Source organism: Myceligenerans halotolerans (genome assembly GCF_054782975.1).
The window spans coordinates 82,426-109,062 of sequence record NZ_BAAGRL010000025.1 but is presented as its reverse complement, the minus strand read 5'-3'; the positions used below and the strand labels follow the sequence as shown (position 1 = coordinate 109,062).

Here is a 26,637-nt window from a genome sequence, read left to right as displayed (position 1 = left end):
CATCTCACAGCCTCACGCATGCGGTGCCCGCTCATGACGGGCATTTCTCCCGGGTTCTCGCTTGTTTCTTCGGGATAGATGGTCAACGAACCGGGGCGCCCGATGATTCCCGCGCGGGCCCGTGCGACACTGCGAGCCGCCGAGATCGGAGCCGCTCGTACGCACCCGGACGCACGGCTCGACCCGCGCCGCACGTCAGGCCTTCCGGCCGGCATCACGGGTGTGCGCCGCCCGTGGCATCGATGACCTGGCCGGTACGCCAGGGAGCCACGGCGTCGACCGTGATCCTGGGCCCGGCTGGGGTCAGACCTTGACCGCCAGCACCGGGCAGGGGGCTTCGATGAGGATGCGCTGGGCGCCCGATCCCAGGATCAGCTTGCCCACCGGGCTGCGGTGGCGCAGTCCGATCACCACGAGCTCGGCGCCCGTCTCCAGCGCGATCCGCACCAGGTCGTCGGCGAGGTCACCGGTACCCGGGTCCAGGCGGACCTCGATGCCGGCGGTGCCGAGCCGCGCGGTCAGCTCACCGGTGTCCCGGCCGGGCTCGCCGGGGCCGGCCACCACGACGAGCGGAGCCTTGCGCTGCTCGGCCTCGCCCGCTGCGGCGTCGAGTGCTGCTTGTCCCTCGGGGGTGGCCAAGTTGCCCACGACGATCGTCATGGACAACGACGCTACCGGAAAACAGGCCTGGTCACCCCGCCGGAACAGCACCCGGGCACCGCCGAGCCCGTGGCGTCCACGACGTGGTCGTCGTCCGCCCGGGTACCGCGTGGGTACCGCGTGGGCAACGGGTGCCGTCAGAGCCACGGCGCACCCCTACGACGCCGTCTCCAGGGCCTCCTCCCGCCCCTGCTCGCGCATCAGCTCCGCCGTCTCCCGCCGCACCCAGCCCGGTGGCAGGCCGGCGTCGAGCGCGGTCGAGACGAGCTTGGCGAGGGTGTACTCCTGGTCGATCGCGAGTGCGGCGTCGAGCCGGCCGGACGCCATCGCGCCGTCGCCGCCCCACCACGCGAGGAGGCCGAGCAGGGTGAGCGGCGCCGGCTGCCGCACCCGCGGGACGTGCGCGACGACCGCTTCCAGGACGCGTACCGCCGGCCCGACCCGCTCGTCGCCGGGGCGGGTCGCGCCGTCCGGGTCGACGATCCGGGCCATGGCCCGCCCCGCTGCGGCGTCGGTCGCGGTGTCCACCCGCCGCTGGGCGGTGCGGAGCACCGCACTGTCGTCCGCCGTGTCGTCCTCCGCCGGGCCGCCGTCCGCGGTGAGCCACAGGAGGAGGGCATCGCGCACCCATCGGTCGCCCATCGCCGCGGCGAGCCGGCCGAGCATCGCCGGTTCCAGCTCGACGCTCTCCCCTGGTTCCGCCGTGCCCGCCCGCCGCACCGCGACGCGCCACTCCTCCAGGGACCGCTCGACCCAGCCGGCGGTGGCGGCTCGCGCGTTCTCCCAGCGGCCTGCGGCCCGCCCGGCCGAGCGCCGCGTCTCGGGTGAGGCGCGAGCGATGTGCAGCCGGTCGGCACGGCTGGGCGCGACCGAACGGCCGGCGAGGACCATCGTGGCCGCGATCCGGCTGTGGATGATGTCCTCGACCGGACGCCCCTCGGCGGGGCAGCACAGCGGGTCGGTACAGTCCAGCGCGCGATAGCCGCCGGGCGTGACGATCCATGACTCCGTTCCCGGCAGCTGCGCCTCGACCCGCGCCGACGTCGCCTCGACCGCACGCCGGACCCGGGTCCCCGCATCGAGGGCGGCGGGTAGTGCCGCGCCGGTGTACCCCACCACGACGACGCGATCGGCCCCGTCCTTGGTCGCGACGCGGGCCAGCGACTCGGCCGCCACCTCGCGCGCCGCGCGCCCGTCGGTGCACCGCCCGTCGAAGGCGTCCAGGTCCAGCCGGGCGACCAGCCCGACGACCTGACGTCTCCCGCGCACGCTGACCACGACGACGGACTCGGACGGCTGGTAGCCGAGCCGGAAGGGAACGAAGGCGATGAGGTCCTGCGGGCCTCGCACCCGCACGGTGGTGACGTTCGTATTCATGAACACCATCACACGCGCACCGCCGCCGTCCCGCCGGGCCGCCGGACGGCGGTTGTCGACAACTTGCGCGATCCCCCGGCGCCGGTCGGTATCGGAGCCGCACGTTCCCGGTACGGCGGTCCGAACGGCTACCGTGTCGGGGTGCCACGAATTCTCCTGCCGGGCCGGGCGAGGCCCACGACGAGCGAACGGGACGACGGCGGCCGCCATGCCGTCGCCCGCGCGGCGGCGGTCGCCGCGGCGGGCGCGCTGCTGCTGTCCGGATGCGACGCTCGCGAGACCGCGAGCGACATCGCCGGCGAGTTCGGCAACGCGCGCCAGGTCAGCGAGGAGCCGGACCCCGCCGCGAGCGCCGCGGCGGATCCGGCGGCCACGGACGCCCCGTCCGCCTCGCCGGGCGCGAGCCCCGCGCCGCAGGCGCTGCCGAGCTTCGACGCCCGGAGTGTGGTGGGGGACTTCGCGCCGGGATTCCCGAAGGGCGTGGTGTCCGTACCGGACGGCGGGGAGCTGCTGGCGACGTCCGCCGCTCCGGTCCCGGATTCGAGCCCCGCGACCGTGCAGGTGACGCTGAATCTGTCGGCGAAGACGTCCCCGGCGAAGCTGCTCCAGCGGGTGGGTTCGATCCTGGGGAAGAACGGCTTCGAGCGGCTGGAGGCCCCGGCCGAGAGCGGCATGTCGGAGCAGGCCGCGTTCACCCGCACTACGACGGTGAAGAAGAAGAAGGTCAACGAATCGCTGCTGGTGGGCGTCCTGAAGGACGGTGACCGCTCGCTGCTCACCCTGAGCGGGACCGTAGCTGCCGGGCAGGGCGCCTAGGCTGGCTTCGTGGCACTCATCTCCTCCCCCGTACCGACCACGCCGGCCGCTCTCGTCGACGTCGAGGGGCTGCGGTCCCGGGTGGACGGGGCCCTCACGGCCCACCTGGCGTCCCTGGCCTCGGAGATCGCTGGCATCAGCGCAGCGGCCGACGGTGCCGCGACCGCGCTGACCGATCAGGCGTCCGTCCTCCTGTCCGGGGGCAAGCGGCTCCGTGCCGCGCTGTGCTGGTGGTCGTACCGCGGGCACGGTGGTGCCGCGTCGGGTCCGGTCGCCGAGGCGGTGGTTCGCACGGGTGCTGCCCTGGAGCTCTTCCAGGCCGCGGCCCTGCTGCACGACGACGTCATGGACAACTCCGACACGCGGCGTGGTGCGCCGACGGCGCACCGTTCCTTCGCCGCGCGGCATGCCGGGTCGGGTTGGTCGGGCGATTCCGCGCGGTTCGGGGAGGCGGGGGCGATCCTGCTGGGCGACCTGGTCCTGATCGCGGCGCAGCGGGAGCTGACGGCCGCGCTCGCCGGGGTGCCCGGTGTCGCGCCGGAGGTGCGTGACGCGTTCGACCGGATGCAGAGCGAGGTCGTGACGGGCCAGTACCTCGACGTGCTCGCGCAGGCCGAGTCGTGGGGTGCCGACCCCGCCGCGGACGAGGTCCGGGCGCGGACGGTGCTGCGCGCGAAGGCCGCCGGGTACTCGGTCGCGTCTCCGCTGGAGCTCGGTGCGCTGCTCGCCGGTGCCGGCCGTGAGCGGGCGGCGCAGGTCTACACCGCCGGTGTCCCGCTCGGTGAGGCGTTCCAGCTGCGTGACGACGTGCTGGGGGTGTTCGGGGACCCCGCCGTGACCGGCAAGCCCGCCGGGGACGACCTGCGCGAGGGCAAGCGCACCGTCCTGGTGGCGCGTGCGATGGCCGGGTTGCCGGCCGGCGCCGGTCGCGAACTGCTCATCGGCGCGCTCGGCGATCCCGGCCTGTCGGACGACGCCGTCCGGCGCGTGCGGGAGGTCATCATGGGGTCCGGGGCGCTGGACGGCGTCGAGCGCCTCGTTTCCGAGCTGTACGGGACGGCGACGGTGCGTCTCGACGCGGCCGACCTGACCGTGCCGGGCCGCGAGATGCTGTCCGCGATCGCGCGGGCCCTGGTCGACCGCGACGCCTGAGCCGGGACCGGGGGCGTCCGCGCCGCGCCGTGCACGGTCCGCTCACGCAGCCGGTCCCGGGCCCGCCGGGTCGGTCGCGAGGACGCGACGCAGGAGCGCCCGCAGCGGCTGAGCCCGGCGGCTCCGGAAGGCTCCGTCAGAACAGCGCCTGAGCCACCCGGCGCACCTGGGCTCGCTGACCCTGCCGCAGGGCGTCGAGCGGGCTCATACCGAGCGACTCCTCGTGCTCGTGCAGCCACGCGATGATCTCGGGATCCTTGAACCCGGCATCCGTGAGCAGCACGATCGTGCCGCGCAGGGTGCCGATGACCTCGCCGTCGTGCAGGAATCCGGCAGGGACCTGCCACACGGAACGATCACCGTGCTTGATCGCGACCACGTGCCGGTCACGCACGAGCCGGCGGGCACGACCGAAGTCGATACCGAGGGCATCGGCGAGGTCGGGCAACGTCAGCCACTCGTCGACGAGGGCGTCCAGATCCGGGCCGTCAGGCGTCGTGGTGCTCACCGGCCGATCCTATCCGGCGCCGGCGCCGTCGTGTTGTCCGGCTTCCTGCGGGCGGCGCGGTCCGCGGACAGGACATTTCATACCCGCAGGTGGCTTCGCACCCGTACACTGTCGGCCCGTGGCTCCCGTGACTCAAGACCCCCTGGTCGGGCGGACGGTCGATGACCGCTACCAGGTCACCGCGCGCGTGGCGAGCGGGGGGATGGCTACCGTGTACCGCGCCCACGACGCCCTCCTGAACCGCGAGCTCGCCCTCAAGGTGATGCATCCGCACCTCGCCAAGGGCGACCAGGCCGCCGAGTTCCTCGCCCGGTTCCAGCGCGAGGCCCGCGCGGCGGCCGGCGTCTCCCACCCCGGTGTCGTGGCCATGTACGACCAGGGGCGTGACGGCGATCTCAGCTACCTGACCATGGAGTACGTGCCGGGGACGAACCTGCGCGCGCTCGTTCGCGAGGGGAAGCTGACCGTACGCCGTACGTTCGCGCTGCTCGACCAGGTGCTCTCCGCGCTGGCCGCCGCGCACGACCGAGGCGTCGTGCACCGTGACATCAAGCCCGAGAACGTCCTGCTGGGCGAGAGCGGGAAGCACGCCAAGGTCGCCGACTTCGGCCTGGCCCGGGCGGTCACGGAGATGACGCAGACCACCACGGGCACCGTGTTCGGCACCGTGGCGTACATGGCTCCCGAGGTCATCTCGACCGGGAGGTGCGACGTCCGGGCCGACGTCTACGCGGTGGGCATCATGGCCTTCGAGATGCTCACCGGGAAGCAGCCGTTCGCCGGGGACACGCCGATCCAGGTCGCGTACGCGCACGTGAACAACGACATTCCCGCGCCGTCGACCGTCGTGGAAGGGCTCGGCGGGGCCGTCGAGCACCTCGTGCGCACGCTCGCCGCACGTCACCCCGCCGGACGCCCTGCCGACGGCCGGGCGGCACTGCGACTGCTCCGCGCGGTCTGGAAGGCGCTGCCCGCGGAGGTGCTCGACTCCACGCCGGGCGAGCTCGGGACGGCGGACGCGGCGAGCCCGTCGCCCACGGCCCCGACGATGCCGGCCCGTCCCGACGCGACGACGGGCATCCCCCAGACGCTGCTGCCCGCGCTCGGTCCGCGCCGGGCGAGCGGTTCGCAGCACGCCGCCGCCGTGCCGATCACCAGGCCGCGCCGCCGGGAACGCGTGGGTCCCCTGATCACCGTCGCGATCCTGCTCCTGCTGCTCCTGATCGGGCTCGCCTGGATGGACGGCGACGACAAGTTCGACTGGGTGCCGCAGCGGCTGGGTCCGGTGTCGCCCGTGGCCGCGCTCGCCGACGCCGCGCGGGGGCCCAGCTCGAGCACGAGCCTTCCGGCGTAGGAACGAGGCTCCCGGCGACTCCCCTCACGCGATGCGCGGAAACCTCGTGGGAGCGCCGGCAACCTCGTTCCGAACTCAGCCGTCCGACGACGTCAGCCCTCCGACGGCGTCAGCCGTCCGACAAGGTCAGCTGTCCGACGACGACTCGGCCGAGGCCGCGTCTTCCTCGCCGGCGCGGGCGTTGTCGCCGGCGTTCTTCTCTGCGTCTCCCTCGCCGGCGCGGGCGTCGGCGGCGGCGTCCTTCTCCGCGGCGTCCGTGCCCTTCTCCTCGTCGCCGGCGCCGTCGTCGCCAGCGCCGTCGTCGTTCGTGTCCGGCTCACGGCCGGGGATGAACACCGACGCCTCCCGCTCCGGGTGCTGCCGCCCCCGGAGCACGAACAGCGCGATGCCGAGCAGGGCCACCACGATGGCCACCGCCGAGTTCGCGGGAAGGCCCAGGTAGGTGTCGCTGGTCGGATCGATCCGCAGCAGCTCCAGCCATGCCCGGCCCACCCCGTACCAGACCATGTAGAGCGCGAACAGGCGCCCCCATCGCAGGTGGAGCCGCCGGTCCAGCGCCAGCAGCAGCCCGGCACCGACCAGGTTCCACACCGCCTCGTACAGGAACAGCGGATGGAACAGCGTGCCGGCCGCCGCACCGGCGGGGAACATCGCCGCTGCCGGGTCGATCTCCAGGCCCCAGGGCAGGGTCGTCGGGTTGCCGAACAGCTCGTGGTTCCACCAGTTGCCGCCGCGCCCGATCGCCTGCGCGATCAGCATCGCGGGCGCGAGCGCGTCCGCGAACGACCAGAATCGGATGCCTGCCCTCCGGCAGGCGATCCACGCACCGACGCCCCCGCCGATCAGCGCCCCGAAGATCGCGTTGCCACCGTCCCAGATGCGCACCACGTCCCACGGGTCGGCGCCCGCGTAGAAGTAGTCCTGCGTGTGGGTGAGCACGTGGTAGATGCGCGCTCCGACGATGCCGAGCGGCACCGCCCAGAGCACGATGTCGAGCACGACGTCGGACGGCGCACCTCGCCGGGTCAGCCGCCACTGCGTGAGGTACGCGGCGGCGGCGATCCCCGCGAGCAGCCACAGCGCGTAGACGTGGATCGTCAGCGGGCCCAGGGTGATGGCGTTCCACTCCAGGGGCGGGCTGGGGATCGCGTAGAGCACGGATCAACTGCCTCTCTTGTCGAAGCTGGCGTGCGAGCACTCCCACCTGCGATGCGGACGATACCCGCGACGCCGTGGGGCAGACTACTGGCGGATCATCTCCGCTACCTGGAAGGCGAGCTCCAGGGACTGCTGGTGGTTGAGCCGTGGGTCCACGAGCGTCTCGTAGCGCAGCGCCAGGCCCGCGTCCGAGATCTTCTCCGCGCCGCCCAGCACCTCGGTGACGTCGTCTCCCGTGAGTTCCACGTGCAGGCCACCGGGCACCGTGCCCAGCGCCTGATGCACCTCGAAGAATCCCGCGACCTCGTCGAGCACGTCCGACAGACGGCGGGTCTTGTACCCGGAGTCCGAGGTGATCGTGTTCCCGTGCATCGGGTCCGTCACCCAGGTGACGTTCACCCCCGCCCAGGTGACCGCCTCGACCAGCGAGGGCAGTACGTCCCGGATCTTCCCGGCGCCCATCCGCGTGATGAAGGTGAGGCGCCCGGGCTCGTTGTCCGGGTTCAGCCGCTCGGCCAGCGCGAGCGCATCCTGCGGTGCCGTCGTCGGGCCGAGCTTCACCCCGATCGGGTTCGACACGCGCGACAGGAAGTCCACGTGGGCACCGTCCAGCTGCCGGGTCCGCTCCCCGATCCACAGGAAGTGGCCGCTCGTGTCGTACGCGCGGCCCGTCCGCTGGTCGTAGCGCGTCAGCGCCCGCTCGTAGTCCAGGATGAGCGCCTCGTGGCTGACGAAGAATTCGACCGACCGCAGCGCGTCGAAGTCCGCGCCACACGCGTCCATGAACCGCATCGCGCGGTCGATCTCGTCCGCGGTCCGCTCGTAGCGCGCGTAGGCCGGGTTCGTCATGAAGCCGCGGTTCCACTCGTGCACCTGACGCAGGTCGGCGAAACCGCCGGTGGTGAACGCGCGCACCACGTTCGCCGTCGCCGACGAGATCCGGTACGCCTGCTCCAGCCGCACCGGGTCCGGGACGCGCGACTCCTTGGTGAACGCGTGCCCGTTGACCATGTCCCCGCGGTAGGCGGGCAGCGTGATGCCGTCCCGCGTCTCCTCGTTGCTGGACCGGGGCTTGGCGTACTGCCCGGCCATCCGCCCCATCTTCACCACGGGCGTCGACGCGGAGTGCGTGAGGATCACGGCCATCTGCAGGATGGTGCGGACCTTGTTGCGGATGCGGTCCGCGTGCGCGTCCGCGAACGACTCGGCGCAGTCCCCGCCCTGCAGCAGGAACGCCTCGCCCCGCCCGGCGGCGGCAAGGCGTTCCCTGAGGGTGTCGGCGTCGGCCGGAGCCGCCAGCGGCGCGGCGTGCTCGAGGCGCGTCGTCACCGCCGCCAGCGCGGCCGGGTCGGGCCAGACCGGCTGCTGACGGGCCTCGAGCGTACGGAAGTGATCGAGCCCTGCGGCCAGGGCGTCATCGGCGACGGTGCTCATCGACCCGGTCAGTGCGCCGCCGCGGGCACCAGCGGCTGGCCGAGGTCGGAGAGCATCTCGCCGAACCACGGCGCCGAGGTGTCGAACGCCTTGCCGCCCGCGATCCGCGGGAACGGGATGGCCTTGAGGCGGTCGCCGTCCGTCTCGTCGTGCCCGATCACGCCCGACTCGGAGCGCAGCGCGCACTCGACGGCCAGGTCCGTCATCGACTTGATGAGGCGCAGGTCCTCGGCGTTCGCGGCCGCGGCGCGCGAGTAGTAGCCGGACTTCTGCACCATCACCTTCTCGGCGCCCAGCTTCTCGGCGAACTGCTTGGCGAACCACTGGCCCGGGTTCACGAAGTCGAGCTTCACGTGCCCGAACGGGTCGCGCTGCACCTCCTCGCCGGCGGCCTCGAGCTGCGCGACGATCTCGTTCAGGCCCGCACCCTCCGACAGGAAGATGTTGACGTTGCCCTGCTCGTCCATGACGGTGCGCAGGCGCTTGGCCTCCGCGTCGATGTCGATCTCCAGCTCCGGCAGGAACACCGCGTGCACGTCCCAGCGCTCACGGCTCAGGCCGAGGCTCGGCACCCACTCCTGGGCGTCCAGCCACTTGCGGTACTCCGCGGCGGTGGCGGCGGTCAGCCACCCGCAGTGGCGGCCCATGACCTCGTGGATGATCAGCATGCGCGGGCCCACGCGGTTCTCGCCGATGACGTTCGCCGCGAACTTCGCGCCCTCCTCGGCGGCGGTCCACGCGCCCAGCGACTGCCGGATCGGCACCACGTCGTTGTCGATGGTCTTGGGCAGGCCCACCACCGTCAGGTCGTAGTCGTTCTCGTGCAGGTAGGCCGCCAGATCCGCGGCCGTCGTGTTCGTGTCGTCGCCACCGATGGTGTGCAACACGTCCACGCCGTCGGCCTTCAGCCGCTCCGCGGCGACGTGCAGGGGGTTCTGCCCCTCCTGCACGAGCCCGCGCTTCACGCAGTCCTTGACGTTCGTGAGCTTCACGCGCGAGTTGCCGATCGGCGATCCGCCGAAGCGGTGCAGCACGCCCGCCCTCTTCCGCGCCTCGTCGTCGACGACGATCTTGGTACCCGTCAGCAGGCCGTGGTAACCGTGCTGGTAGGCGATGATCTCGATCGTGGGATCGAGCTCCGTGTAGCGCTCGATCAGTCCACCGACCGCGGACGACAGGCAAGGGGCGAAGCCCCCGGCGGTCAGCAGAGCCACGCGACGAACAGCCATCGCAGATACACCTCTCGGTTAGGGGAGTTCCTGCGGGCCGGCGCGCCTGTCCGGCGGCGCCCGCCCTGTCCTCGCCATCCTACTGACGCACCCCGGTGCGGGCCTTGTGCTTGTCCACAGATCGATCAGGGCCGCCGGTCACGTCCCCGCCACTTTCCGGTGCGAGCCGTCAGTCACGCCGCGGCGGGCGCCGCGTCGGCAGGTACCGCGTCGCTTGCGTCGGCGCGCGGCCCGCCGCCGTACTCGCCTTCTCGGTCGCCGCGTAGACGTCGACGTACTCCTGGTCCGACAGCGCCAGGATCGCCTCCATGATCTCGTCGGCGACCCGGCGCAGCGTCGCGTGGTCCGTGGACTTGTGCCTCAGGTGGGAGAAGTCGAGCGGTTCACCGATGCGCGCGCCGAGCGGCATGAACTTCGGCACGACGCGGCCCACGGGCTGTGCCTCGTCGGTGCCGACCATCACGACCGGGATCACCGGGACGCCCGACTCCAGCGCCATCCGCGCCACGCCCGTCTTCGCCTTGTACAGCCGCCCGTCGGGACTGCGGGTGCCCTCCGGGTAGATGCCCAGCAGGTCGCCGTCGGCCAGGACGCGCAGACCGGTGCTGATCGCAGCCTCGCTCGCGGCTCCCCCGGACCGGTCGATCGGGATCGTGCCGATCCCCGTCATGAACCACGCGGTGAGCCTGCCCTTGATGCCGCGGCCGGTGAAGTAGTCCGACTTGCCGAGGAACTTGACCTGCCGCGGCAGCATCAGCGGGAGGATGAACGAGTCGATCACCGCGAGGTGGTTCCCGGCCAGGATCGCCGCGCCGCGGCGGGGAACGTTCTTCCTGCCCTCGACCCACGGACGGTACGCCAACCGCAGCAGCGGCCCGACCACGACATGCTTCATCACCCAGTAGAACAAGAGTCCTCCTCGCACTGCGTCGTGGCGGAGTCCGTCCCGGCCCGACATCCAAATTAGAGTGTGCCTCATGGCCGCTTCGAACACGGACGACCGCGACGACGACCAGCCCGACGAGCCGACACCTCCCGCAGACCGTAGCGAAGACGCCGGGCCGGGGACGAACGAGCGCGCGCCGGAACCCGACGAGCTGGCGGACGAGACCGTCGACGCGCGGTTCGCCGACCTCGTGGCCTCGCTGGGTGACCTCGGCGCGGGCACGGCCGGGTCCGCGACACGCACCTCGGTCCCGGAGACGCCCGACCCGCCGGGCGGACTGCGCCGGGCCGACGCCCGCCCCGACGGGGCCGACGCCGACCGCGCCACGACCGGTCCCGCCGACGACGATCGTGGTGACGGCTCGTCGCCCGGCGCGCTGCCGCCGGACGACGACCGGCCGTTCGGCGCGCAGGGCGAGATACCCGACGGGCGGTCGTTACCTCCCGGCGTCGGGCGCGCGTCCGGCCCGCGCGACTGGCCCGTCACGCCCGGGGTGGAAGCGCTGGAGGAGGCGGACACCCACTTCACGCCGCCCGAGCCCGAGCCGCTGCTGAGCGACAAGGACCCGCTGCTCACGATGGCGTGGATCGCCGTGGCGGGCATCCCGATCCTCGCCCTGGTGAGCGTCATCATCGTGGCCGCGATCCCCACCTTCACCATCCCGGCCCTGGTGGGACAGGTCGCCCTCGGACTGTTCGTCGCCGGTCTGGGCGTCCTGCTCTGGCGCATGCCGCACCACCGCGACCCGGAGGACGACGACCCCGGAGCGGTCGTGTGAACCAGCGGGGCCCCACCCGGCGAACCCACCAGCATGTCCGATATGCGCGCTAAGCTGTCGAGGTGGCAGGCCCTGTTGCAACGATCGCCCGCTATGCGGACCCCGTACTCATCATCGGCGTGCTGCTGTCCGTCGGGCTCTCGATCGTGCTCGACCTCACCGATGCGACGACCACCGGCGAGTCGATCCTCATCGGTCTTGTCGGCACAACGCTGACCACGGTGGTCGATACGACCGTCCGGGCCGAGCGGCGCTTCCGGTGGCGCGCCCTGGCGGAGCGTGATGCGGCCGCCGACCTGCAGGTGGAGCGGCTCCTCGAACGCGCGGCACATGTCGTCGTGGAACACCCTGGAACGCTTGTCGAGCGCGAGGTCGCCGCGCGGTTCGGCGCGCTCGCGGCGGATCTGGTCCAGATGGGTGAGGGCCGGGTCCTGACCGCGCGGAGCGACGCGGGAGCGCTACTCGACCGCACCCGCGCGGCGCGGCGCGAGATCGTGGCGGTCACCAACATCCACACCCCGGACCCTCACGACTCCGCCTGGTGGTCCGACACCGTCGGGGAGCAGTACTGGCGGGCGAACCTCGACGCGCTCGAGCGGGGCGTCGAGGTGACGCGCATCTTCGTGTACAGCGCGATGACCGACGAGCTGCGAGCGCTCATCGCCCAGCACCGCGAAGCCGGCGTCCAGGTCGGCGTCGTGCACCGTGGCCGGATCGCCCCTGGCCTCGCGATGAACCTCGTGCTGTGGGACCGGAAGGCCGGGTGGGAGGCCCGCACCAACGCTCACGGCGACGTGGTGGGCAACTGCTTCACGATCAACACCGGGGATCTCGACCGGCTGCGGCGCACCTTCGACGAGTGTCGCCGTACCGCCGACTTCGCCACGCGGATGACCGAGGAGCCCGCCGCGGGCGCGCCGTCGTCCGACCTGCCGTGACCCTGCTGACCTGCGCGCTTCTCACCCTGACCGTATGGTCGATCGGCCTCGTACGCTCGCCCCGGATCCAGGTATTCGTCTACAGCCTCCCGCACTGGCGGCGTTCCTGACGGGATATGCGCTGACGCAGCACCACTCGGTGGTGCTCGCCCTCGCGACGGGCTGGGCGGCGCACCTGACCGTGACCGCGGCGCTGCAGGTCACGTTCCGCGAACTGCGCACCGCTGTGCGGTGATGTTCCCCCGCCTCCGGCACGGCTCCGGGGCCCGGGGTGCCCGCCGCGGAACGCGGAAGGCACCCCGGACCGCCGTCGCGCGGTGACCGGTCAGCCGATCAGGTGCAGCGAGTCCTTGTTCTTGTCCGCGTACAGGCGCTCCACCTCGGAGTCGAAGTCCTTGAGGACCACCGCGCGGCGGACCGACTGCTTCGGCGTGAGGTAGCCGTTCTCGATCGTCAGGTCGCCCGGGATGACCGTGTACTTGCGGATCGACTCCGCCTTGGACACGGCGTCGTTCGCGCGCTGGATCGCCTGGTCCAGGGTGGCCAGGACGTCCGGGTCGGTGCGCGCCTCGTCGGTGCTCATCGCCGGCTTGCCGTGCATCTTCAGCCAGCCCGGCAGGCCCTCCGCGTCGAGCGTGATCATCGCGCCGATGAACGGCTTGTTGTCGCCGACGACGACGCACTGGCTGACCAGGGGGTGCGCGCGGATGCGGTCCTCCAGCACCGACGGCGCCACGTTCTTGCCGCCCGCCGTGACGATGATCTCCTTCTTGCGGCCCGTGATGGTGAGGAAGCCGCGGTCGTCGATCTCGCCGAGGTCACCGGTGCGGAACCAGCCGTCGGCGGTGAACGACTCGGCGGTGGCCTCCACGTTGTTGTGATAGGCGCCGAACACGCCGTGCCCCTTGAGCAGCACCTCGCCGTCGTCGGCGATCGCCAGGCCGCAGCCCGGCAGCGCGAGGCCGACGGACCCGATCTTCTGGTCGTCCGTCTTGTTCACGGTGGCGGGCGCGGTGGACTCGGTGAGGCCGTAGCCCTCGAGAATGGTGAGGCCGAGGCCGCGGTAGAAGTGCCCGAGGCGCTCGCCGAGCGGGCCGCCGCCCGAGACCGCGTGCTTCGCGTGGCCGCCGAGCCGCGCGCGCAGCTTGGAGAACACGAGTCTGTCGGCGACCTTGTGCTGGATCTTCAGGCCGAGGCCGGGGCCCGACGGCGTGTCGAGCGCCCGCGAGTAGGCGATGCCCGTGCGCGCCGCCCAGTGGAAGATCTTCACCTTGCCGCCGGCGGCCGCGGTCTGCTCGGCGGTGTTGTACACCTTCTCGAACACGCGGGGGACCGCGAGGATGAAGGTCGGCTTGAAGCTGCCGAACTGGTCGACGAGCGTCGTCGTGTCGCTCCAGTGGCCGGCCGTCGTCCCCGCGGCGACGGCGAGCACGTGGACGAACCGCGCGAAGACGTGCGCCATGGGGATGAACAGGAGGGTGCGGCCGCCCTCGGCGAACACCTCCGGGTTGTCCTTGACGGCGTTGACGGTGAGTGACGTGAAGTTGCGGTGAGTCAGCTCGACGCCCTTCGGGCGGCCCGTCGTGCCCGAGGTGTAGATAATGGTGGCGAGGTCGTCCAGGCCGGCGAGCCTACGCCGGCGCTCGATCTCGGCGTCCTCGACGCCGGCGCCGTCGGCGACGAGTGTGTCGATGGCGCCGTCTGTGATCACGAGGATCTCGCGCAGATCGCCGAGCGCGTCGTGCACCTCGCTGACGGTCTCCGCGTGCTCGGGCGTCTCGGCGACCACGAGTGTCACCTTCGAGTCACCGCAGATCCATTCGACCTGCTCGGCGCTCGAGGTCTCGTAGATCGGCACGGTGACGGCGCCGGCGGCCCAGATCGCGAAGTCCAGCAGCGCCCATTCGTACCGGGTGGCCGACATGATCGCGACGCTGTCGCCCGGCTGGACGCCGCGGGCGACGAGGCCCTTCGCGACGGCGACCACCTGGGCGTCGAACTCGCTCGCGGTGACGGGAATCCAGCCACCCGCGCCGTCAGGCCGCTCCATCAGGTGCTTGGCCGGATCGGCGGCGACCCGGTCGGCAAGCAGCTCGCTGGTGTTGTAAGTGGGGGGCAGCTCGACGAGCTGCGGTGCGTGGACCTCGTTCATGCTGACTCCAGTGGCAGTAAAGATCGTGGCAGCCAAGATACCGGGAAACGACGCGCGGAGATACACCGAGTCTCAGGTAGTTATGAGATCGCGTCTCAACGGCGGTCGAGCCCGGGCGCAGCCACCACGCGGACGGGGTGTCTCCGTGTCGCGGGCGACGGATACCCTGGTGTCCCGCGCCCGTGTGTCGGCCCTCTCGGGCCGGGCCACGGGCGCTCGTCACGAGGATCCCTGCGACAGTGAAGGACGACGTCATGCACGCCATCGGAGTCGACATCGGCGGCACGAAGATCGCCGTGGGCGTGGTCGACGAGGACGGGCGGATCCTCGCCCAGGTGCGGCGCGAGACGGCGGCCGACGACGTGGCCGACATCGACCGGGCCATCGCCGATGCCGTGACCGAGCTGACCAAGGAGCACGACGTCGGTGCGATCGGCCTGGCCGCGGCGGGCTTCGTGAGCCCCGACCGCCGGGGCGTGAACTTCGCGCCGAACATCGCGTGGCGCGAGTACCCGCTCGCGGAGAAGGTCGCCGCGCTGATCGACTCCGACGCGCCGATCGTCGTGGAGAACGACGCGAACGCCGCGGGCTGGGCCGAGTTCCGGTTCGGCGCGGGCAGGGCGGCCACCGACATGATCATGCTCACCGTCGGCACCGGCCTGGGGGGTGCCGTCATCGTGGGCGGGGAACTGGTGCGCGGCAAGTGGGGCGTCGCGGCCGAGGTGGGGCACATGCGGGTCGTCCCGGAGGGGCACTACTGCGGCTGCGGGCACGAGGGCTGCTGGGAGCAGTACGCCTCCGGCACCGCGCTGGTCCGTGACGCGCAGCACGCCGCCGTCGCCGACCCGGAGCGCGCGACGCGGCTCCTGGAGCTGGCCGGGGGCTCCCCGGCGGAGATCCGCGGACCGCAGGTCACCCGGGCCGCGAAGGAGGGCGACGAGCTCGCGATCGAGCTGCTCGCGACGCTGGGCCGCTGGATCGGCGAGGGCGCGGCGTCGGTGGCGGCGCTGCTCGATCCGGAGATCTTCGTGATCGGCGGCGGCGTCGGCGCGGCCGGCGAACTCCTGCTCGGGCCCGTGCGGCGCGGCTACGAGGCACAGCTCTCGGCGCTCGGTCACCGGCCCGTGGCGCAGATCGAGCTCGCCCGGCACGGCAACGAGGCGGGCATCGTCGGCGCGGCCGACCTGGCGCGGCGCTGAGCATCTCCCGCGGCGTCGGCCCGACGCGAACGCGACGGAGGGCCCGGCGCGGAGGGCAGACGAGTCGGTTCGCGCTCCGCGCGGCCGAACCGCCGTGTCAGTGACCCGTACTAGTGTTCGGGCCCGTGAACACCACCGGGTATCAGGCCACGTTCGAGGAGCTGGGGACGCCCCTGCGGGACGTCACGTTCGTCGTGGTCGACCTCGAGACCACCGGGACCCGTGCGAGCGAGGGCGGGATCACGGAGATCGGGGCCGTGAAGGTGCGCGGCGGGCAGAAGCTGGGCGAGTTCCAGTCCCTGGTCAATCCCGGGCAGCCGGTCCCTGCCTTCGTCGCGCGGCTGACCGGGATCACGAACGCCATGGTCGCCACGGCGCCGGACCTCGAAAAGGTGCTGCCGAGCTTCCTGGAGTTCGCGCACGACTCGGTGCTGGTGGCACACAATGCGCCGTTCGACGTCGGCTTCCTCAAGGCCGCGTGCGAGCGGCTGGACTATCCCTGGCCGGGCTTCCCGGTGGTCGACACGGTGCCGCTGGCCCGGAAGGTGGTCACGCGGGACGAGGCGCCCAACCACAAGCTGGCCACGCTCGCGCGCCTCTTCCGCGCGGAGGTGACGCCGGACCACCGCGCGCTGTCGGACGCGCGCGCCACGGTCGACGTCCTGCACGCGCTCTTCGACCGCATGGGTCCGATGGGCATCACCCACCTGGAGGATCTGCGGACCGCCGCCGATCCGGTCCCGCCGGACGTCCGGGCCAAGCGGCACCTGGCCGACGGCCTGCCCCAGGCGCCCGGCGTCTACCTGTTCCGGGGGCCGGGCGACGAGGTGCTGTACGTCGGGACCAGCACGAACATCCACAAGCGGGTGCGCTCGTACTTCACCGCCGCGGAGAAGCGGCGCCGGGTCACGGAGATGGTGCGGATCGCGGAGCGTGTCACGCCGGTGGTGTGCGCGACGCCGCTGGAGGCCCAGGTGCGCGAGCTGCGGCTGATCGCCGAGCACGAGCCGCGGTACAACCGGCGCTCCAAGCACCCGGAGCGTGCCGTGTGGGTGCGGCTCACCGACGAGCCGTACCCGCGCCTGTCGGTGGTGCGGGACACCACCTCGGGCATCGCCCACATCGGGCCGTTCGGCGGGTCACGGGCCGCGAAGGAGGCGGTGGCGGCCCTGCACGACGCGCTGCCGCTGCGCCAGTGCACGGCGCGGATCGCCCGCGTCCCGCGGCAGCCGGGCAGTCCGTGCGCGCTGGCCGGGATGGGGCGCTGCTCGGCGCCGTGCGTGGCGACCAGCCCGGACGAGGCGTACGACGGCGTGTCGGCGGTCGCCCGCGCCGTCCTCGACGGCGACCCGTCGCCCGTGGTGGAGGCGCTGTCCGCCCGCATCGCGCGGCTGGCCGCGCAGGAGCGCTTCGAGGAGGCCGGCGAGGTGACGCGGCGCCTGCGGACCTTCGTGCACGGCGCACGGCGTGCTCAGCGCCTGGACCCGCTGGCCCGGTGCGCCGAGCTCGTCGCGGCGCGGCCCGCGGGCCTGGCAGGGGCGCCGGGCGAGCCGGGCGGCTGGGAGGTGGTGGTCGTACGGCACGGGCGTCTGGCCGGGACCGCCGTCAGTGCGCGCGGCCAGGACCCGCTGGAGGTGGTCTCCGCCGTCAGGGCGACGGCCGAATCCGTCGCGGCACCGATCGCGCCGGCACCGGCGAGCCACCCGGAGGAGGCCGACCTGATCCTCGGCTGGCTGGACCAGCCCGGCGTGCGGCTCGTCGTCGTCGAAGGCGAGCTGACGTGCCCCGTGCGCGGCGCCGCCGCCCACGCGGATCTCGCGTGGGCGGCGGACAGGGTGCGGGAGGAGGTCACGGTCTCCCCGGCCGGATCACTCCCCGACCAGCCGCTTGAGGGTGGCGGCGGCACCGATCGTGTGGAGCTTGCCCAGCACATCGAGGTAGGGCTCCGTGAACCGGGGCTCGTCGACGAGATCACCGAACAGGCTGGGATCCCGCAGGAACGCGAGCGGATCGGACCGCTGTGACCGCGCGCGCGACACCAGGATGTCGGCCAGCCGGTCGTTGACGTCGATCGGCCGCCCGTCCTCGTCCACGCCCTCCGCGTAGCGCGCCCAGCTCGCCACGACCGCCGCCGACAGCCGCACGTCCCCGCCCGCCGCCAGGCGCTCCCGGATGACCGGCACGAGCCACTTCGGGATACGGTCCGACGACTCCATGCACAGCCGGGCGAGCGTGTCCCGCACCTCGGGGTTCCCGAAGCGGGCCAGCAGGGTGGCGCGGTAGTCGTACAGGTCGATCCCCGGCACGGGCTGCAGCGTCGGGGTCGCCTCGGCCTCCATGTAGGCGAGCAGCAGCGCCGCGATCGCCGGGTCCGCGGTCGCCTCGTGGGCGTACCGATGCCCGGCCAGGTAGCCGAAGTAGGCCATCGCCTGATGCGACGCGTTGAGCAGGCGGAGCTTCATCAGCTCGTACGGCTCGACGTCGTCGACCAGTTGCACGCCGGCGTCCGCCCACTCCGGGCGGCCGAGCGGGAACACGTCCTCCAGCACCCACTGGAAGAACGGCTCGGCGACCACCGGCCAGCGGTCCTCGACGCCGATGCGTTCCTTCACCAGCTCCCGGTCCGCGTCGGTGGTGACCGGCGTGATCCGGTCCACCATCGAGTTCGGGAACGCGACCTCCGTGCGGACCCAGTCCGCGAGCCCTGCGTCCCGCAGGCCGGCGAACGCCGAGAACACCGCGCGGGCCTTCGCACCGTTCCCCTGCACGTTGTCGCACGACATCACCGTGAACGGCGCCATGCCGCGCTCGCGGCGCCGCGCCAGCGCCTCCACCACGTACCCGAAGACGGTCGTGGGGACGGCTCCGGGCGCGGCGTCGGCGACGACGGCGGGGTCGGTCGTGTCGAACTCGCCGGTGACCTGGTCGAAGTTGTACCCGCCCTCGGTGATCGTGAGGGACACGATCCGCGTGGCCGGGTCGGCCAGGCGCTCGAGGACCGCCTCGGGATCGTCCGGCGCGAGCAGGTACTCCACGATGCTGCCGACCGTGCGGTGCTCCAGCGCCCCGTTCGGGTGCTTGATCACCAGCGTGTACAGGTTGTCCTGGGCAGCCAGGGCGTCTCGCATGCGGGCGTCGCCCGGCAGCAGCCCGACGCCGCTGATGCCCCAGTCCCGGTGCCCTCCGTGACGCAGCAGGTCGTCGACCACCACGGCCTGGTGCGCGCGGTGGAACCCGCCGACCCCGATGTGCACGATCCCGGGGGTGATCCCGGACCGGTCGTACGGGGCCTCGAGGGCCGCCAGGTCTGCTGTCATCGATCGGTCCTCGCTGTCCTCGCCCACTCGTTCACGTGTCACTTGATGGCACCCATCGCGAGCCCCCGCACCAGCTGTTTCTGCGCGACCCAGCCCGCGATCACGACGGGCACGATCGCGATCGTGGACGCCGCGGACAGCACCGACAGGAACTGTCCTCGGCCGTCCACGAAGCTCCCGAGCACGGGTGGCGTCGTCCGGGCCACCTGCGTGGTCAGCAGGTTGGCCAGGAAGAACTCGTTCCAGGCGAAGATGAAGCAGATCAGGCCGGCCGCGGCGACGCCGGGCAGGACGATCGGCAGCACCACGCGGAAGATCTCCGTACGCAGGCCCGCGCCGTCGATCTGCGCGGCCTCGATGATCTCGCGCGGCACCTCGGCCAGGAACGACCGCATCATCCAGACCGCGATCGGCAGGTTGACGCCGACGTACATGATCGTCAGCCACGTGATGTTGTCGAGCCCGCCCACGGCCTGCAGGAGCAGGTACACGGGGATGATCGACGCCGCCACGGGCATGAACTTCGTCGAGATGAGGAAGAACAGCGGGTCACGCACGTTCTTGACGGGCCGGATGCTCAGCGCGTACGCCGCCGGGACGGCGAGCGTCAGGACGAGCAGGGTGGATCCGATGCTCGCGCTGGCCGAGTTGATCAGGTACGGCAGCATGTCCCGGGCGAACACGGCCTCGAAACGGTCGAGCGTCAGGTCCGGGGTGAACGTGGGCGGCAGGGTCGCCGCCTGGCTCTCCGGCTTGAAGGCGGTGAACACCATCCACACGACCGGGAAGAAGAACACGAGCACCGCGATCCACGTCACGGTGGTGAGCGCGATCCCGCGCACGCGGCGGGACGCCCATCTGGCGGGCTTGCGGGGCGGTGCCTTCGTGACGGGAAGGCCGAGCGTGGTCGTAGTCATCGGTTCATCAGCCCTTCCTCCGAGAAGACCTTGAAGAGCGTGCGCAGCGCCACCGTGGCCACGATGATCGTGACGATCACCGTCATGACGCCGTAGGCGGCGGCCTCACCGACCTCGAGGCCGATGAACGCCCGCTCGTAGAGCAGGTACGACAGGGTCTTGCTGCCGCCCGTACCCCTGGTCATGATCGCCACCGGGTCGAAGACCTGGAGCAGCAGGATCGTCGCGAGCAGCACCGTGATCTCGACGTACTGGCGCAGGTGCGGCAGCGTGATCGCCGTGAACGTGCGGAACGGGCCCGCGCCGTCCACGCCGGCCGCCTCCAGGACCTCGCGGGACTGCGACTGCAGCCCCGCGAGGAGGATGAGCATCGCGAACGGCGTGTACTGCCAGATCAGCACCATGATCACGGTCGCGGCCGGCATCTCCGTGTTCCATGCCACCGGCGGGAGGCCCACCAGCGACAGGCCCCAGTTGGCCATGCCGGTCGTGAAGTCGAGGATCGACCACTTCCAGATCAGTGCCGCCGCGGCGGGCATGATCAGGAACGGCGTGATCATCAGGGTGCGGGCGATGCTCTGGCCCAGGAACTTGCGGTCCATCAGCACGGCGAACAGCAGCCCGAGCAGGGTGGCCCCCACCACGGACGAGCCCGTCACCACCACGGTGTTTCCGAGCGAGGACAGGAACGAGCCGTCGGAGAGGACCTTCGCGTAGTTGTCGAACCCGACGAACCCGCGCTGCCCCGGCCGCAGCAGGTTCCACTCCTGGAAGGAGTAGTAGAGCGTCGCCACCAGGGGGATCTGCGTGAGCAGGATGGCGACGATCAGCGCCGGCCACAGCAGCGCACGGGAGATCGCCAGGCCGCGGCGCCCTCCGGTCACTGTGCGTCCCCGGCTTCCTGCGCGAGCTCCTGACCGCGGTCGAGGACGGGACCGAGCTCGGCACGCCCGGCGAACACGTCGGACAGGTCCTGGGACACCTGGTTGCCCAGGTCCTGGAACTCGGGGATCGTCACGTACTGGATGCCGGTCCAGGACTGCTCGTACAGGCCCGGCTGCGTCGGGTCGACGGCCAGCATGATGTCCTGCGTGATCGGCGCGAACGACTCGGCGGCCTCCACGTACTCCGGGATCTCGTAGGTCGACTGGCGCGCGCCCGGGGGCACGCGGGTCCAGCCGAGCTCCTCACCGACCAGCTGGTGGTACTCCTTGCTGGTCGCCCACTTGATGAACTCGATGGCGGCGTCCTGGTTCTGCGTGGTCTCCGGGATCGCGAGGTTCCAGGACCACAGCCAGCCGGACTCCTCGGTCTCCTTCACCGGGGCGTGGGCGTAGCCCATCTTGCCCGCGACCTCGGAGGCCTCCGGGTCCTCGAGCATGCCGGCGGCGACGGTGGCGTCGACCCACATGGCGGCCTGGCCCTGGGTCATCGTGTTGAGGCACTCGGTGAAGCCGGTCGAGACCGGGTCGGCGGGGCCGGCGTCCTCCACGAGGTCGACGTAGAACTGCACGGCCTCGTTGAACTCCGGGTCGTTGACGTGGGCGTTCCAGTCCTCGTCGAACCAGGTGCCGCCGAAGGTCTGGACCACGGTGGTCAGCGGGGCGAACAGCTCACCCCAGCCGGGCTTGCCGCGCAGGCAGATGCCGGTCACGTCGTCGGAGTGCACCTCGCGGGCCGCCGCGGCGACCTCGTCCCAGGTGGGGTTCTCCGAGAGGGTGACGCCGGCCGCGTCGAGGATCTCCTTGTTGTACATGAGCATCGACGACTCGCCGTAGAACGGCACCGCGTACAGGCTGTCGTCGACGGAGACGACGTCCTTGACCGGCGCGAACAGGTCGTCGACGTCGTACTCCGCGTCCGAGGTGAGCGGTTCCGTCAGGTCGGCGAGCCACTCGTTCCCGGCCCAGATCGGCACCTCGTACGAACCGATCGTCACGATGTCGTACTGGCCGCCGCCGGTGGCGATGTCCTTGGTCACGGCGTCGCGCAGATCGTTCTCCTCCATCTGCACGAAGTTCACCGTGATGTCGGGGTGGGACTCCTCGAATTCGCCCTTGAGCTCCTCCATGTCCTTCATCTGCGGGTTGTTCACGGTGGCGAGCGTCAGCTCGACGGGACCGTCCCCGCCGTCGCCCGTTCCGCCGCCACCGCCGGCACCCGCGCAGCCTGCCGTCACCAGCGCGCCGGCAGCCAGCACTGCCGGGACCGCGGCCCGGCGCATCCTCGTCGTGAGCGTCATCGCTCTTCTCCTCGTCGTTGCGTGTCGTGACGACGTCCTCGGGTGCCGCCCCCCGGATCATCCGGTGCCGCGTCCCTCGTCGGCCGTCATATGGCCCGCCTGGTCGTGGCGGACCTTGGTCAACACGGCCATGCTGGGGCCGCCCCGCAACACGGTCAAAGGACGGCATCGCGAACCGGTCAGGGTCCCCGCGAGAACGGGCACGGCGTCCGGTCAGGCCGTGACCGCGATCACACGCCGGTGCCAGATTTGTGCCGCTCGACCCCACAACGACACCCCGAGAACACGCACGAACCGGAAGCGACGCCGCCCGAACCGGTCAACATGCAGGTCACGCTGAGATCACGCACACGTCACGCCAAGGTCTCGCCTCCGCCCGCCACCCCACCCCGCCCCCAGGGCCGGCGCTCGCGCGCTTGGCACACTTTTATCTCGACCACGAGGTTGCTTGCACTGAACGGCGGTTTGGCGTAAGCAACCTCGTGGTCGGCGGGCGGTCGGCGGGCGGCTGGCGGCGGTGGGCGGCTGGCGGCGGCGGGCTGCGGGCGGGCGGGCGGCCGCCCGCCGTCAGCCATCGCGCCCCCGCGAGCGGCGTGCGTCAGACCTGGACGACGTGCGCGCCCGCCTCGCTGAACACGCGGGCTCGCGCGGCGGGCAGCTCCACGCCGGTGATCACCACTTCGAAGTCGGTCAGTTCGGCGAAGCGCACGAAGCTCGTCACGCCGAACTTATGGTGCGCCCCCACGAAGATCTTCCGATGGCTCGACGCGATCGCCGCGGCCTTCACGTGCGCGACCGCCGGGTCCGGCGTCGTGAGCCCGTCGGACACGGTCACGCCGTTCGCCCCGATGAACGCCAGGTCCATACGGAAGCCCCGCAGCATGTCGGTCGCCCAGCCGTCGACGACGCCGAGCGTGTTCCCCCGCACCCGGCCGCCCACGATGATCACCTGGAGGTTGTCCCGGGCGGACAGCTCCGACGCGATCGGGAGGGACGTCGTCACGATCGTCAGGTCGCGGTCGTCCGGCATCGAGCGGGCCAGGAGGAGCGACTGGAACCCCTCGTCGATGAAGATGGTGCGGGCCTCCCCGACACGCCGGGCACCCTCCTCCGCGATCCGCGCCTTCTCCTCCGGGAAGTTCTGCGTGCGCTCCGCCAGCGCCGTCTCGAAGGTGCTGGACTCCACGGGGAAGGCCAGCCCGTAGCTGCGCCGGATCAGGCCCTGCGCCTCGAGCTTGCGCAGCTCGCGGCGCACGGTCTCCTGGGACACCCCCAGCAGGCGGGCGGACTCGCTGACCTCGATCCGCCCCTGCCCGCGCACCAGACCGAGCAGTTCCTTCGCCCGCGACGACGTGCGTTCCGTGACATCGCTCATGCCGCACCTCCGCGTCGGTCACACCACGTCGTCAGGTTCCGCATCATGACACCCCATCGTGCCAAGCCCGGAGCCAGGAGTCCACGTGCGCCGTGGCCCCAGTGACAGGAACACCGGCCCGACGCCGGACCGGTCCCGATCCCGTCGCGACAGCTCCCCCCGGGTTCCACGGCGGACGGGTGGCTCGTTCCTCACCCTTCGTCCGCCGCCCACACGCGCTGCCCCTGAGATGATTACGATGGCGCCATGCTGACCGCGATCGTCCTCATCGACGCCGAGACCTCCCGTATCCCCGAGGTCGCCGAGGCCGTCACCGACATCCCCGGCGTGACCGAGGTCTTCTCCGTGACCGGGAAGGTCGACCTCGTCGCCATCGTGCGCGTGCACGAGCACGAGGAGCTCGCCGGGGTGGTGTCCGACGCCGTGAACAAGGTCCCGGGCGTCACCCGCACCGAGACCCTCATCGCCTTCCGCGCCTACTCCAGCAAGGACCTCGAGCAGGCGTTCGCCCTGGGCCTCGACGACTGACCCAGGGCACACCGGCGAACGACGACGGCGGTCCGGGGCCCCTTCAGCGCGGAAGGGACCACGGACCGCCGTCGTCCACGGGCGCGGCGCGAAGAGGCGCCGCCTCGTGGAGCTACTGCCGGATCAGGATCAGGCCGTCGGGATGATCAGGCCCGACGTCTGGGCCTTCGCGCGCGCCAGGCGCTCGGAGGCGTCGGCCCAGTTGACGATGTTCCACCAGGCCTTGATGTAGTCCGGGCGGACGTTGAGGTAGTCCAGGTAGTAGGCGTGCTCCCAGCAGTCGAGCAGCACGATCGGCGTGAGGCCCATCGGGATGTTGCCCTGCTGGTCGAAGAGCTGGACGACGACGAGCTTCTCGCCGAGCGAGTCCCACGCCAGGATGGCCCAGCCGGAGCCCTGCACGGTCGTGGCAACGGCCGTGAAGTGGGCCTTGAACTTCTCGAACGACCCGAAGTGCTCGTCGATGGCCGTGCCGATCTCGCCGGTCGGCTCGCCACCACCCTCCGGGGACATGTTGGTCCAGAAGGCGGAGTGGTTGACGTGACCGCCGAGATTGAACGCCAGGTTCTTCTCGAGCTGGTTGATCGAGCTCAGGTCGCCCTTGTCGCGCGCGTCGGCGAGCTTCTCCAGCGTCTCGTTGGCGACCTTGACGTAGGTCGCGTGGTGCTTGGAGTGGTGCAGCTCCATCACCTTCGCCGAGATGTGCGGCTCCAGAGCCCCGTAGTCGTAGCTCAGGTCAGGGAGCTTGTACTCAGCCATAGTGCGTAGTTCCTCCTCGGTGAGACGACGATGGCCCGACTCCCCCGCCCGCCGAGCGGGTGAGGAGCCGGGCCGTCGCTTGGGTTCCGCAGGTTGCTCAGTGCTCCTGCGAGTCTGTGCGGTCCGTGCGGCCGGAGCCGACGGCGGCCGGAGCGCCGTGTTCGGCGGCCTCGATCGCGTCGTGTTCGCCGTGGGCGTGTGCCGCCGCGAACTCCGCCGGCGTCACGGGCTCCACGCGGTCCTCGTAGAAGAACCGGGAAAGACCCTGCCAGCGCTTGTCCGCGCCGTAGCCCTTGCGCTTCACGCCGCGCGCGTCCATCTTCGGCTCGATCTCCAGCGGTGCCGGGGCGTCGTAGTTGACGCGCATCCAGCGTTCCTGGTCGTCCAGCGGCGTGTGGACCTCGATGTACTCGCCGTTGGCGTACCGCACGACGCGCCCGGACTCGTTCCCGTGCAGCACCAGTTCCCGGTCCTTGCGCTGCAGGCCGAGGCAGATGCGTTTGGTGATCACGAACGCCACCACCGGCAGCACGAAGAACAGGATCCGGAACGCCCAGGTGATCTGGTTGAGCGACATCCCGAAGTGCGTGGCGATGAGGTCGTTCGAGCCGGCGGCCGCCAGCAGGATGAACTCCGCGAGGAACGCGACGCCGAGGGCGGTGCGCACCGGGACGTTGCGCGGCCGGTCGAGCACGTGGTGCTCGCGCTTGTCGCCGGTGACCCGGGCCTCGAGGAACGGGTACACGATGAGGAACGTGAACAGGATACCGGGCACGATGACGGCCGGGACCAGGACGTTCATCGACAGCGTGTAGCCGAAGATCTCCCACTCGAAGCCCGGCCCCGGCATGAGCCGTAGCGAGCCCTCGAGGAACAGCATGTACCAGTCGGGCTGGGCGCCGGCGGACACCGGGGACGGATCGTACGGACCGTAGTTCCACACGTTGTTGATCGCCATCGTGGCGCCCATGAGCACCAGCACGCCGAAGACGATGAAGAAGTTGCCCGTCATCTTCGCCACGTAGACCGGGAGGGCCGGGTAGCCGACGACGTTCTTGTCGGTGCGGCCGCCGCCGGGGAACTGCGTGTGCTTGTGCAGCACCATGAGGAACAGGTGCAGCGCGATGAGTGCGACGATCAGCGCCGGGACGATGAGGATGTGCACCGTGAACAGGCGCGGGATGATGTGCTCACCCGGGAACTCGCCGCCGAAGATCATGTACGACATGTACGAGCCGACCACCGGGATCGACTTCACCACGCCGTCGGTGATGCGCAGGCCGTTGCCGGAGAGCACGTCGTCGGGCAGCGAGTAGCCGGAGAAGCCGGCCGCCAGGCCGAGGATCAGCAGGGTGAAGCCGACGAGCCAGTTCAGCTCGCGCGGCTTGCGGAACGCGCCGGTGAAGAACACGCGCATCATGTGCACGACGATCGCCGCCATGAAGATCAGCGCCGACCAGTGGTGGATCTGGCGCATCAGGAGGCCGCCGCGCACCTCGAACGACATCTCGACCGTGGAGGCGTACGCGACGGACACCGTCTGGCCGTGCGCCGAGGCCGGGTGCTCGCCGTGGTACTCGGTGAGCGCCATCGACGGCTCGAAGAACATCGTCAGGAAGACGCCCGAGATGAGCAGGGCGACGAAGCTGAACAGCGCGATCTCGCCGAGCATGAAGGACCAGTGGTCCGGGAAGACCTTGCGCGCGAACTCCTTGACCGCGCCACCGATGCTGGTGCGCTGGTCCAGGTAGTCCGCGGCCTTGCCCATGCGTGTCGTCGGCTCGGGAGCGGCCCCGGC

General features: G+C 71.4%; 23 protein-coding genes and 1 pseudogene. 9 read left to right on the top strand and 15 right to left on the bottom strand.

The annotated features are described in order from the left end of the window. Positions 1–303: 303 nt before the first annotated feature. Together ACYVK5_RS17105 and ACYVK5_RS17100 are read right to left on the bottom strand one after the other, a co-directional pair. On the bottom strand, positions 304–660 hold the full coding sequence (locus ACYVK5_RS17105) for a universal stress protein (RefSeq protein WP_460707157.1): 357 nt from the start codon (positions 658–660) through the stop codon (positions 304–306). A gap of 156 nt (positions 661–816) precedes the next feature. Further along, positions 817–2,037, bottom strand: coding sequence for a DUF4192 domain-containing protein (locus tag ACYVK5_RS17100; RefSeq protein ID WP_460707156.1), 1,221 nt, complete (start codon positions 2,035–2,037; stop codon positions 817–819). A gap of 141 nt (positions 2,038–2,178) precedes the next feature. On the opposite strand from ACYVK5_RS17100, the gene ACYVK5_RS17095 reads away from it, so the two are divergent. Continuing rightward, complete coding sequence (locus ACYVK5_RS17095) at positions 2,179–2,853, top strand: hypothetical protein (protein WP_460707155.1); 675 nt, start codon at positions 2,179–2,181, stop codon at positions 2,851–2,853. A gap of 9 nt (positions 2,854–2,862) precedes the next feature. Next, a complete protein-coding gene (locus ACYVK5_RS17090) occupies positions 2,863–4,005 on the top strand; it encodes a polyprenyl synthetase family protein (RefSeq protein WP_460707154.1) in 1,143 nt (380 codons plus the stop codon). 136 nt (positions 4,006–4,141) lie between these two features. Here the strand turns inward: ACYVK5_RS17090 and ACYVK5_RS17085 are convergent, their stop codons facing one another. Further along, positions 4,142–4,513: an Rv2175c family DNA-binding protein gene (locus tag ACYVK5_RS17085; protein WP_460707153.1), complete on the bottom strand. Its 372-nt coding sequence runs from the start codon at positions 4,511–4,513 to the stop codon at positions 4,142–4,144. A gap of 118 nt (positions 4,514–4,631) precedes the next feature. Between ACYVK5_RS17085 and ACYVK5_RS17080 the strand changes: the two genes are divergently transcribed. After that, positions 4,632–5,867, top strand: a complete 1,236-nt coding sequence (locus tag ACYVK5_RS17080; RefSeq protein ID WP_460707152.1) for a protein kinase domain-containing protein — start codon at positions 4,632–4,634, stop codon at positions 5,865–5,867. Positions 5,868–5,993: 126 nt separating this feature from the next. On the opposite strand, the gene lgt is transcribed toward ACYVK5_RS17080, so the two are convergent. The 4 genes from lgt to ACYVK5_RS17060 all read right to left on the bottom strand — a co-directional run bounded on the left by lgt (position 5,994) and on the right by ACYVK5_RS17060 (position 10,598). After that, positions 5,994–7,025 (bottom strand): prolipoprotein diacylglyceryl transferase, encoded by a 1,032-nt coding sequence (lgt, locus tag ACYVK5_RS17075; protein WP_460707151.1) that lies wholly within the window; start codon positions 7,023–7,025, stop codon positions 5,994–5,996. Positions 7,026–7,109: 84 nt separating this feature from the next. After that, the gene (locus tag ACYVK5_RS17070) at positions 7,110–8,459 is read right to left on the bottom strand and encodes a class II 3-deoxy-7-phosphoheptulonate synthase (RefSeq protein WP_460707150.1); all 1,350 of its coding nucleotides are present in this window, start codon (positions 8,457–8,459) and stop codon (positions 7,110–7,112) included. A gap of 8 nt (positions 8,460–8,467) precedes the next feature. Continuing rightward, a complete protein-coding gene (locus tag ACYVK5_RS17065) occupies positions 8,468–9,688 on the bottom strand; it encodes a pyrophosphate--fructose-6-phosphate 1-phosphotransferase (protein ID WP_460707149.1) in 1,221 nt (406 codons plus the stop codon). A gap of 169 nt (positions 9,689–9,857) precedes the next feature. Beyond that, positions 9,858–10,598, bottom strand: coding sequence for a lysophospholipid acyltransferase family protein (locus ACYVK5_RS17060; RefSeq protein WP_460707148.1), 741 nt, complete (start codon positions 10,596–10,598; stop codon positions 9,858–9,860). A gap of 67 nt (positions 10,599–10,665) precedes the next feature. On the opposite strand from ACYVK5_RS17060, the gene ACYVK5_RS17055 reads away from it, so the two are divergent. From ACYVK5_RS17055 to ACYVK5_RS17045, 3 genes are all read left to right on the top strand, one after another. After that, the gene (locus ACYVK5_RS17055) at positions 10,666–11,412 is read left to right on the top strand and encodes a hypothetical protein (protein ID WP_460707147.1); all 747 of its coding nucleotides are present in this window, start codon (positions 10,666–10,668) and stop codon (positions 11,410–11,412) included. A 62-nt stretch (positions 11,413–11,474) separates the two neighbouring features. After that, a complete protein-coding gene (locus ACYVK5_RS17050; protein WP_460707146.1) occupies positions 11,475–12,350 on the top strand; it encodes a hypothetical protein in 876 nt (291 codons plus the stop codon). Positions 12,351–12,384: 34 nt separating this feature from the next. Beyond that, positions 12,385–12,585, top strand: a complete 201-nt coding sequence (locus tag ACYVK5_RS17045; protein WP_460707145.1) for a hypothetical protein — start codon at positions 12,385–12,387, stop codon at positions 12,583–12,585. A 90-nt stretch (positions 12,586–12,675) separates the two neighbouring features. Here ACYVK5_RS17045 and ACYVK5_RS17040 read toward each other — a convergent pair whose 3' ends face one another. Beyond that, positions 12,676–14,502 carry an AMP-dependent synthetase/ligase gene (locus ACYVK5_RS17040; protein ID WP_460707144.1) on the bottom strand — a complete coding sequence of 609 codons (1,827 nt, stop codon included), beginning with the start codon at positions 14,500–14,502 and terminating at the stop codon, positions 12,676–12,678. A gap of 254 nt (positions 14,503–14,756) precedes the next feature. On the opposite strand from ACYVK5_RS17040, the gene ACYVK5_RS17035 reads away from it, so the two are divergent. Both ACYVK5_RS17035 and ACYVK5_RS17030 read left to right on the top strand, forming a co-directional pair. Next, entirely contained in the window at positions 14,757–15,701 is a 945-nt protein-coding gene (locus ACYVK5_RS17035; RefSeq protein WP_460707143.1) for an ROK family glucokinase, read from the top strand. Positions 15,702–15,826: 125 nt separating this feature from the next. Then, positions 15,827–17,725, top strand: coding sequence for a DEDD exonuclease domain-containing protein (locus tag ACYVK5_RS17030; RefSeq protein ID WP_460707142.1), 1,899 nt, complete (start codon positions 15,827–15,829; stop codon positions 17,723–17,725). Here ACYVK5_RS17030 and ACYVK5_RS17025 read toward each other — a convergent pair. From ACYVK5_RS17025 to ACYVK5_RS17005, 5 genes and pseudogenes are all read right to left on the bottom strand, one after another. Further along, positions 17,705–19,018 (bottom strand): annotated as a pseudogene (locus ACYVK5_RS17025) (mannitol dehydrogenase family protein); the annotation flags it as partial. The gene ACYVK5_RS17030 and the pseudogene ACYVK5_RS17025 overlap by 21 nt on opposite strands. A gap of 38 nt (positions 19,019–19,056) precedes the next feature. Further along, on the bottom strand, positions 19,057–19,935 hold the full coding sequence (locus ACYVK5_RS17020; protein WP_460707141.1) for a carbohydrate ABC transporter permease: 879 nt from the start codon (positions 19,933–19,935) through the stop codon (positions 19,057–19,059). Continuing rightward, the gene (locus tag ACYVK5_RS17015; RefSeq protein WP_460707139.1) at positions 19,932–20,819 is read right to left on the bottom strand and encodes a carbohydrate ABC transporter permease; all 888 of its coding nucleotides are present in this window, start codon (positions 20,817–20,819) and stop codon (positions 19,932–19,934) included. Before ACYVK5_RS17015 ends, ACYVK5_RS17020 begins: the two co-directional genes overlap by 4 nt. After that, the gene (locus ACYVK5_RS17010; RefSeq protein ID WP_460707137.1) at positions 20,816–22,177 is read right to left on the bottom strand and encodes an ABC transporter substrate-binding protein; all 1,362 of its coding nucleotides are present in this window, start codon (positions 22,175–22,177) and stop codon (positions 20,816–20,818) included. Before ACYVK5_RS17010 ends, ACYVK5_RS17015 begins: the two co-directional genes overlap by 4 nt. Positions 22,178–22,775: 598 nt before the next feature. Further along, complete coding sequence (locus tag ACYVK5_RS17005) at positions 22,776–23,552, bottom strand: DeoR/GlpR family DNA-binding transcription regulator (protein ID WP_460707135.1); 777 nt, start codon at positions 23,550–23,552, stop codon at positions 22,776–22,778. Positions 23,553–23,798: 246 nt separating this feature from the next. On the opposite strand from ACYVK5_RS17005, the gene ACYVK5_RS17000 reads away from it, so the two are divergent. Next, positions 23,799–24,080, top strand: coding sequence for an Lrp/AsnC family transcriptional regulator (locus tag ACYVK5_RS17000; RefSeq protein ID WP_192863785.1), 282 nt, complete (start codon positions 23,799–23,801; stop codon positions 24,078–24,080). A gap of 129 nt (positions 24,081–24,209) precedes the next feature. Here the strand turns inward: ACYVK5_RS17000 and ACYVK5_RS16995 are convergent, their stop codons facing one another. After that, the gene (locus ACYVK5_RS16995; protein WP_460707132.1) at positions 24,210–24,839 is read right to left on the bottom strand and encodes a superoxide dismutase; all 630 of its coding nucleotides are present in this window, start codon (positions 24,837–24,839) and stop codon (positions 24,210–24,212) included. A 97-nt stretch (positions 24,840–24,936) separates the two neighbouring features. Further along, entirely contained in the window at positions 24,937–26,607 is a 1,671-nt protein-coding gene (qcrB, locus tag ACYVK5_RS16990) for a cytochrome bc1 complex cytochrome b subunit (RefSeq protein WP_460707217.1), read from the bottom strand. Positions 26,608–26,637: the final 30 nt, after the last annotated feature.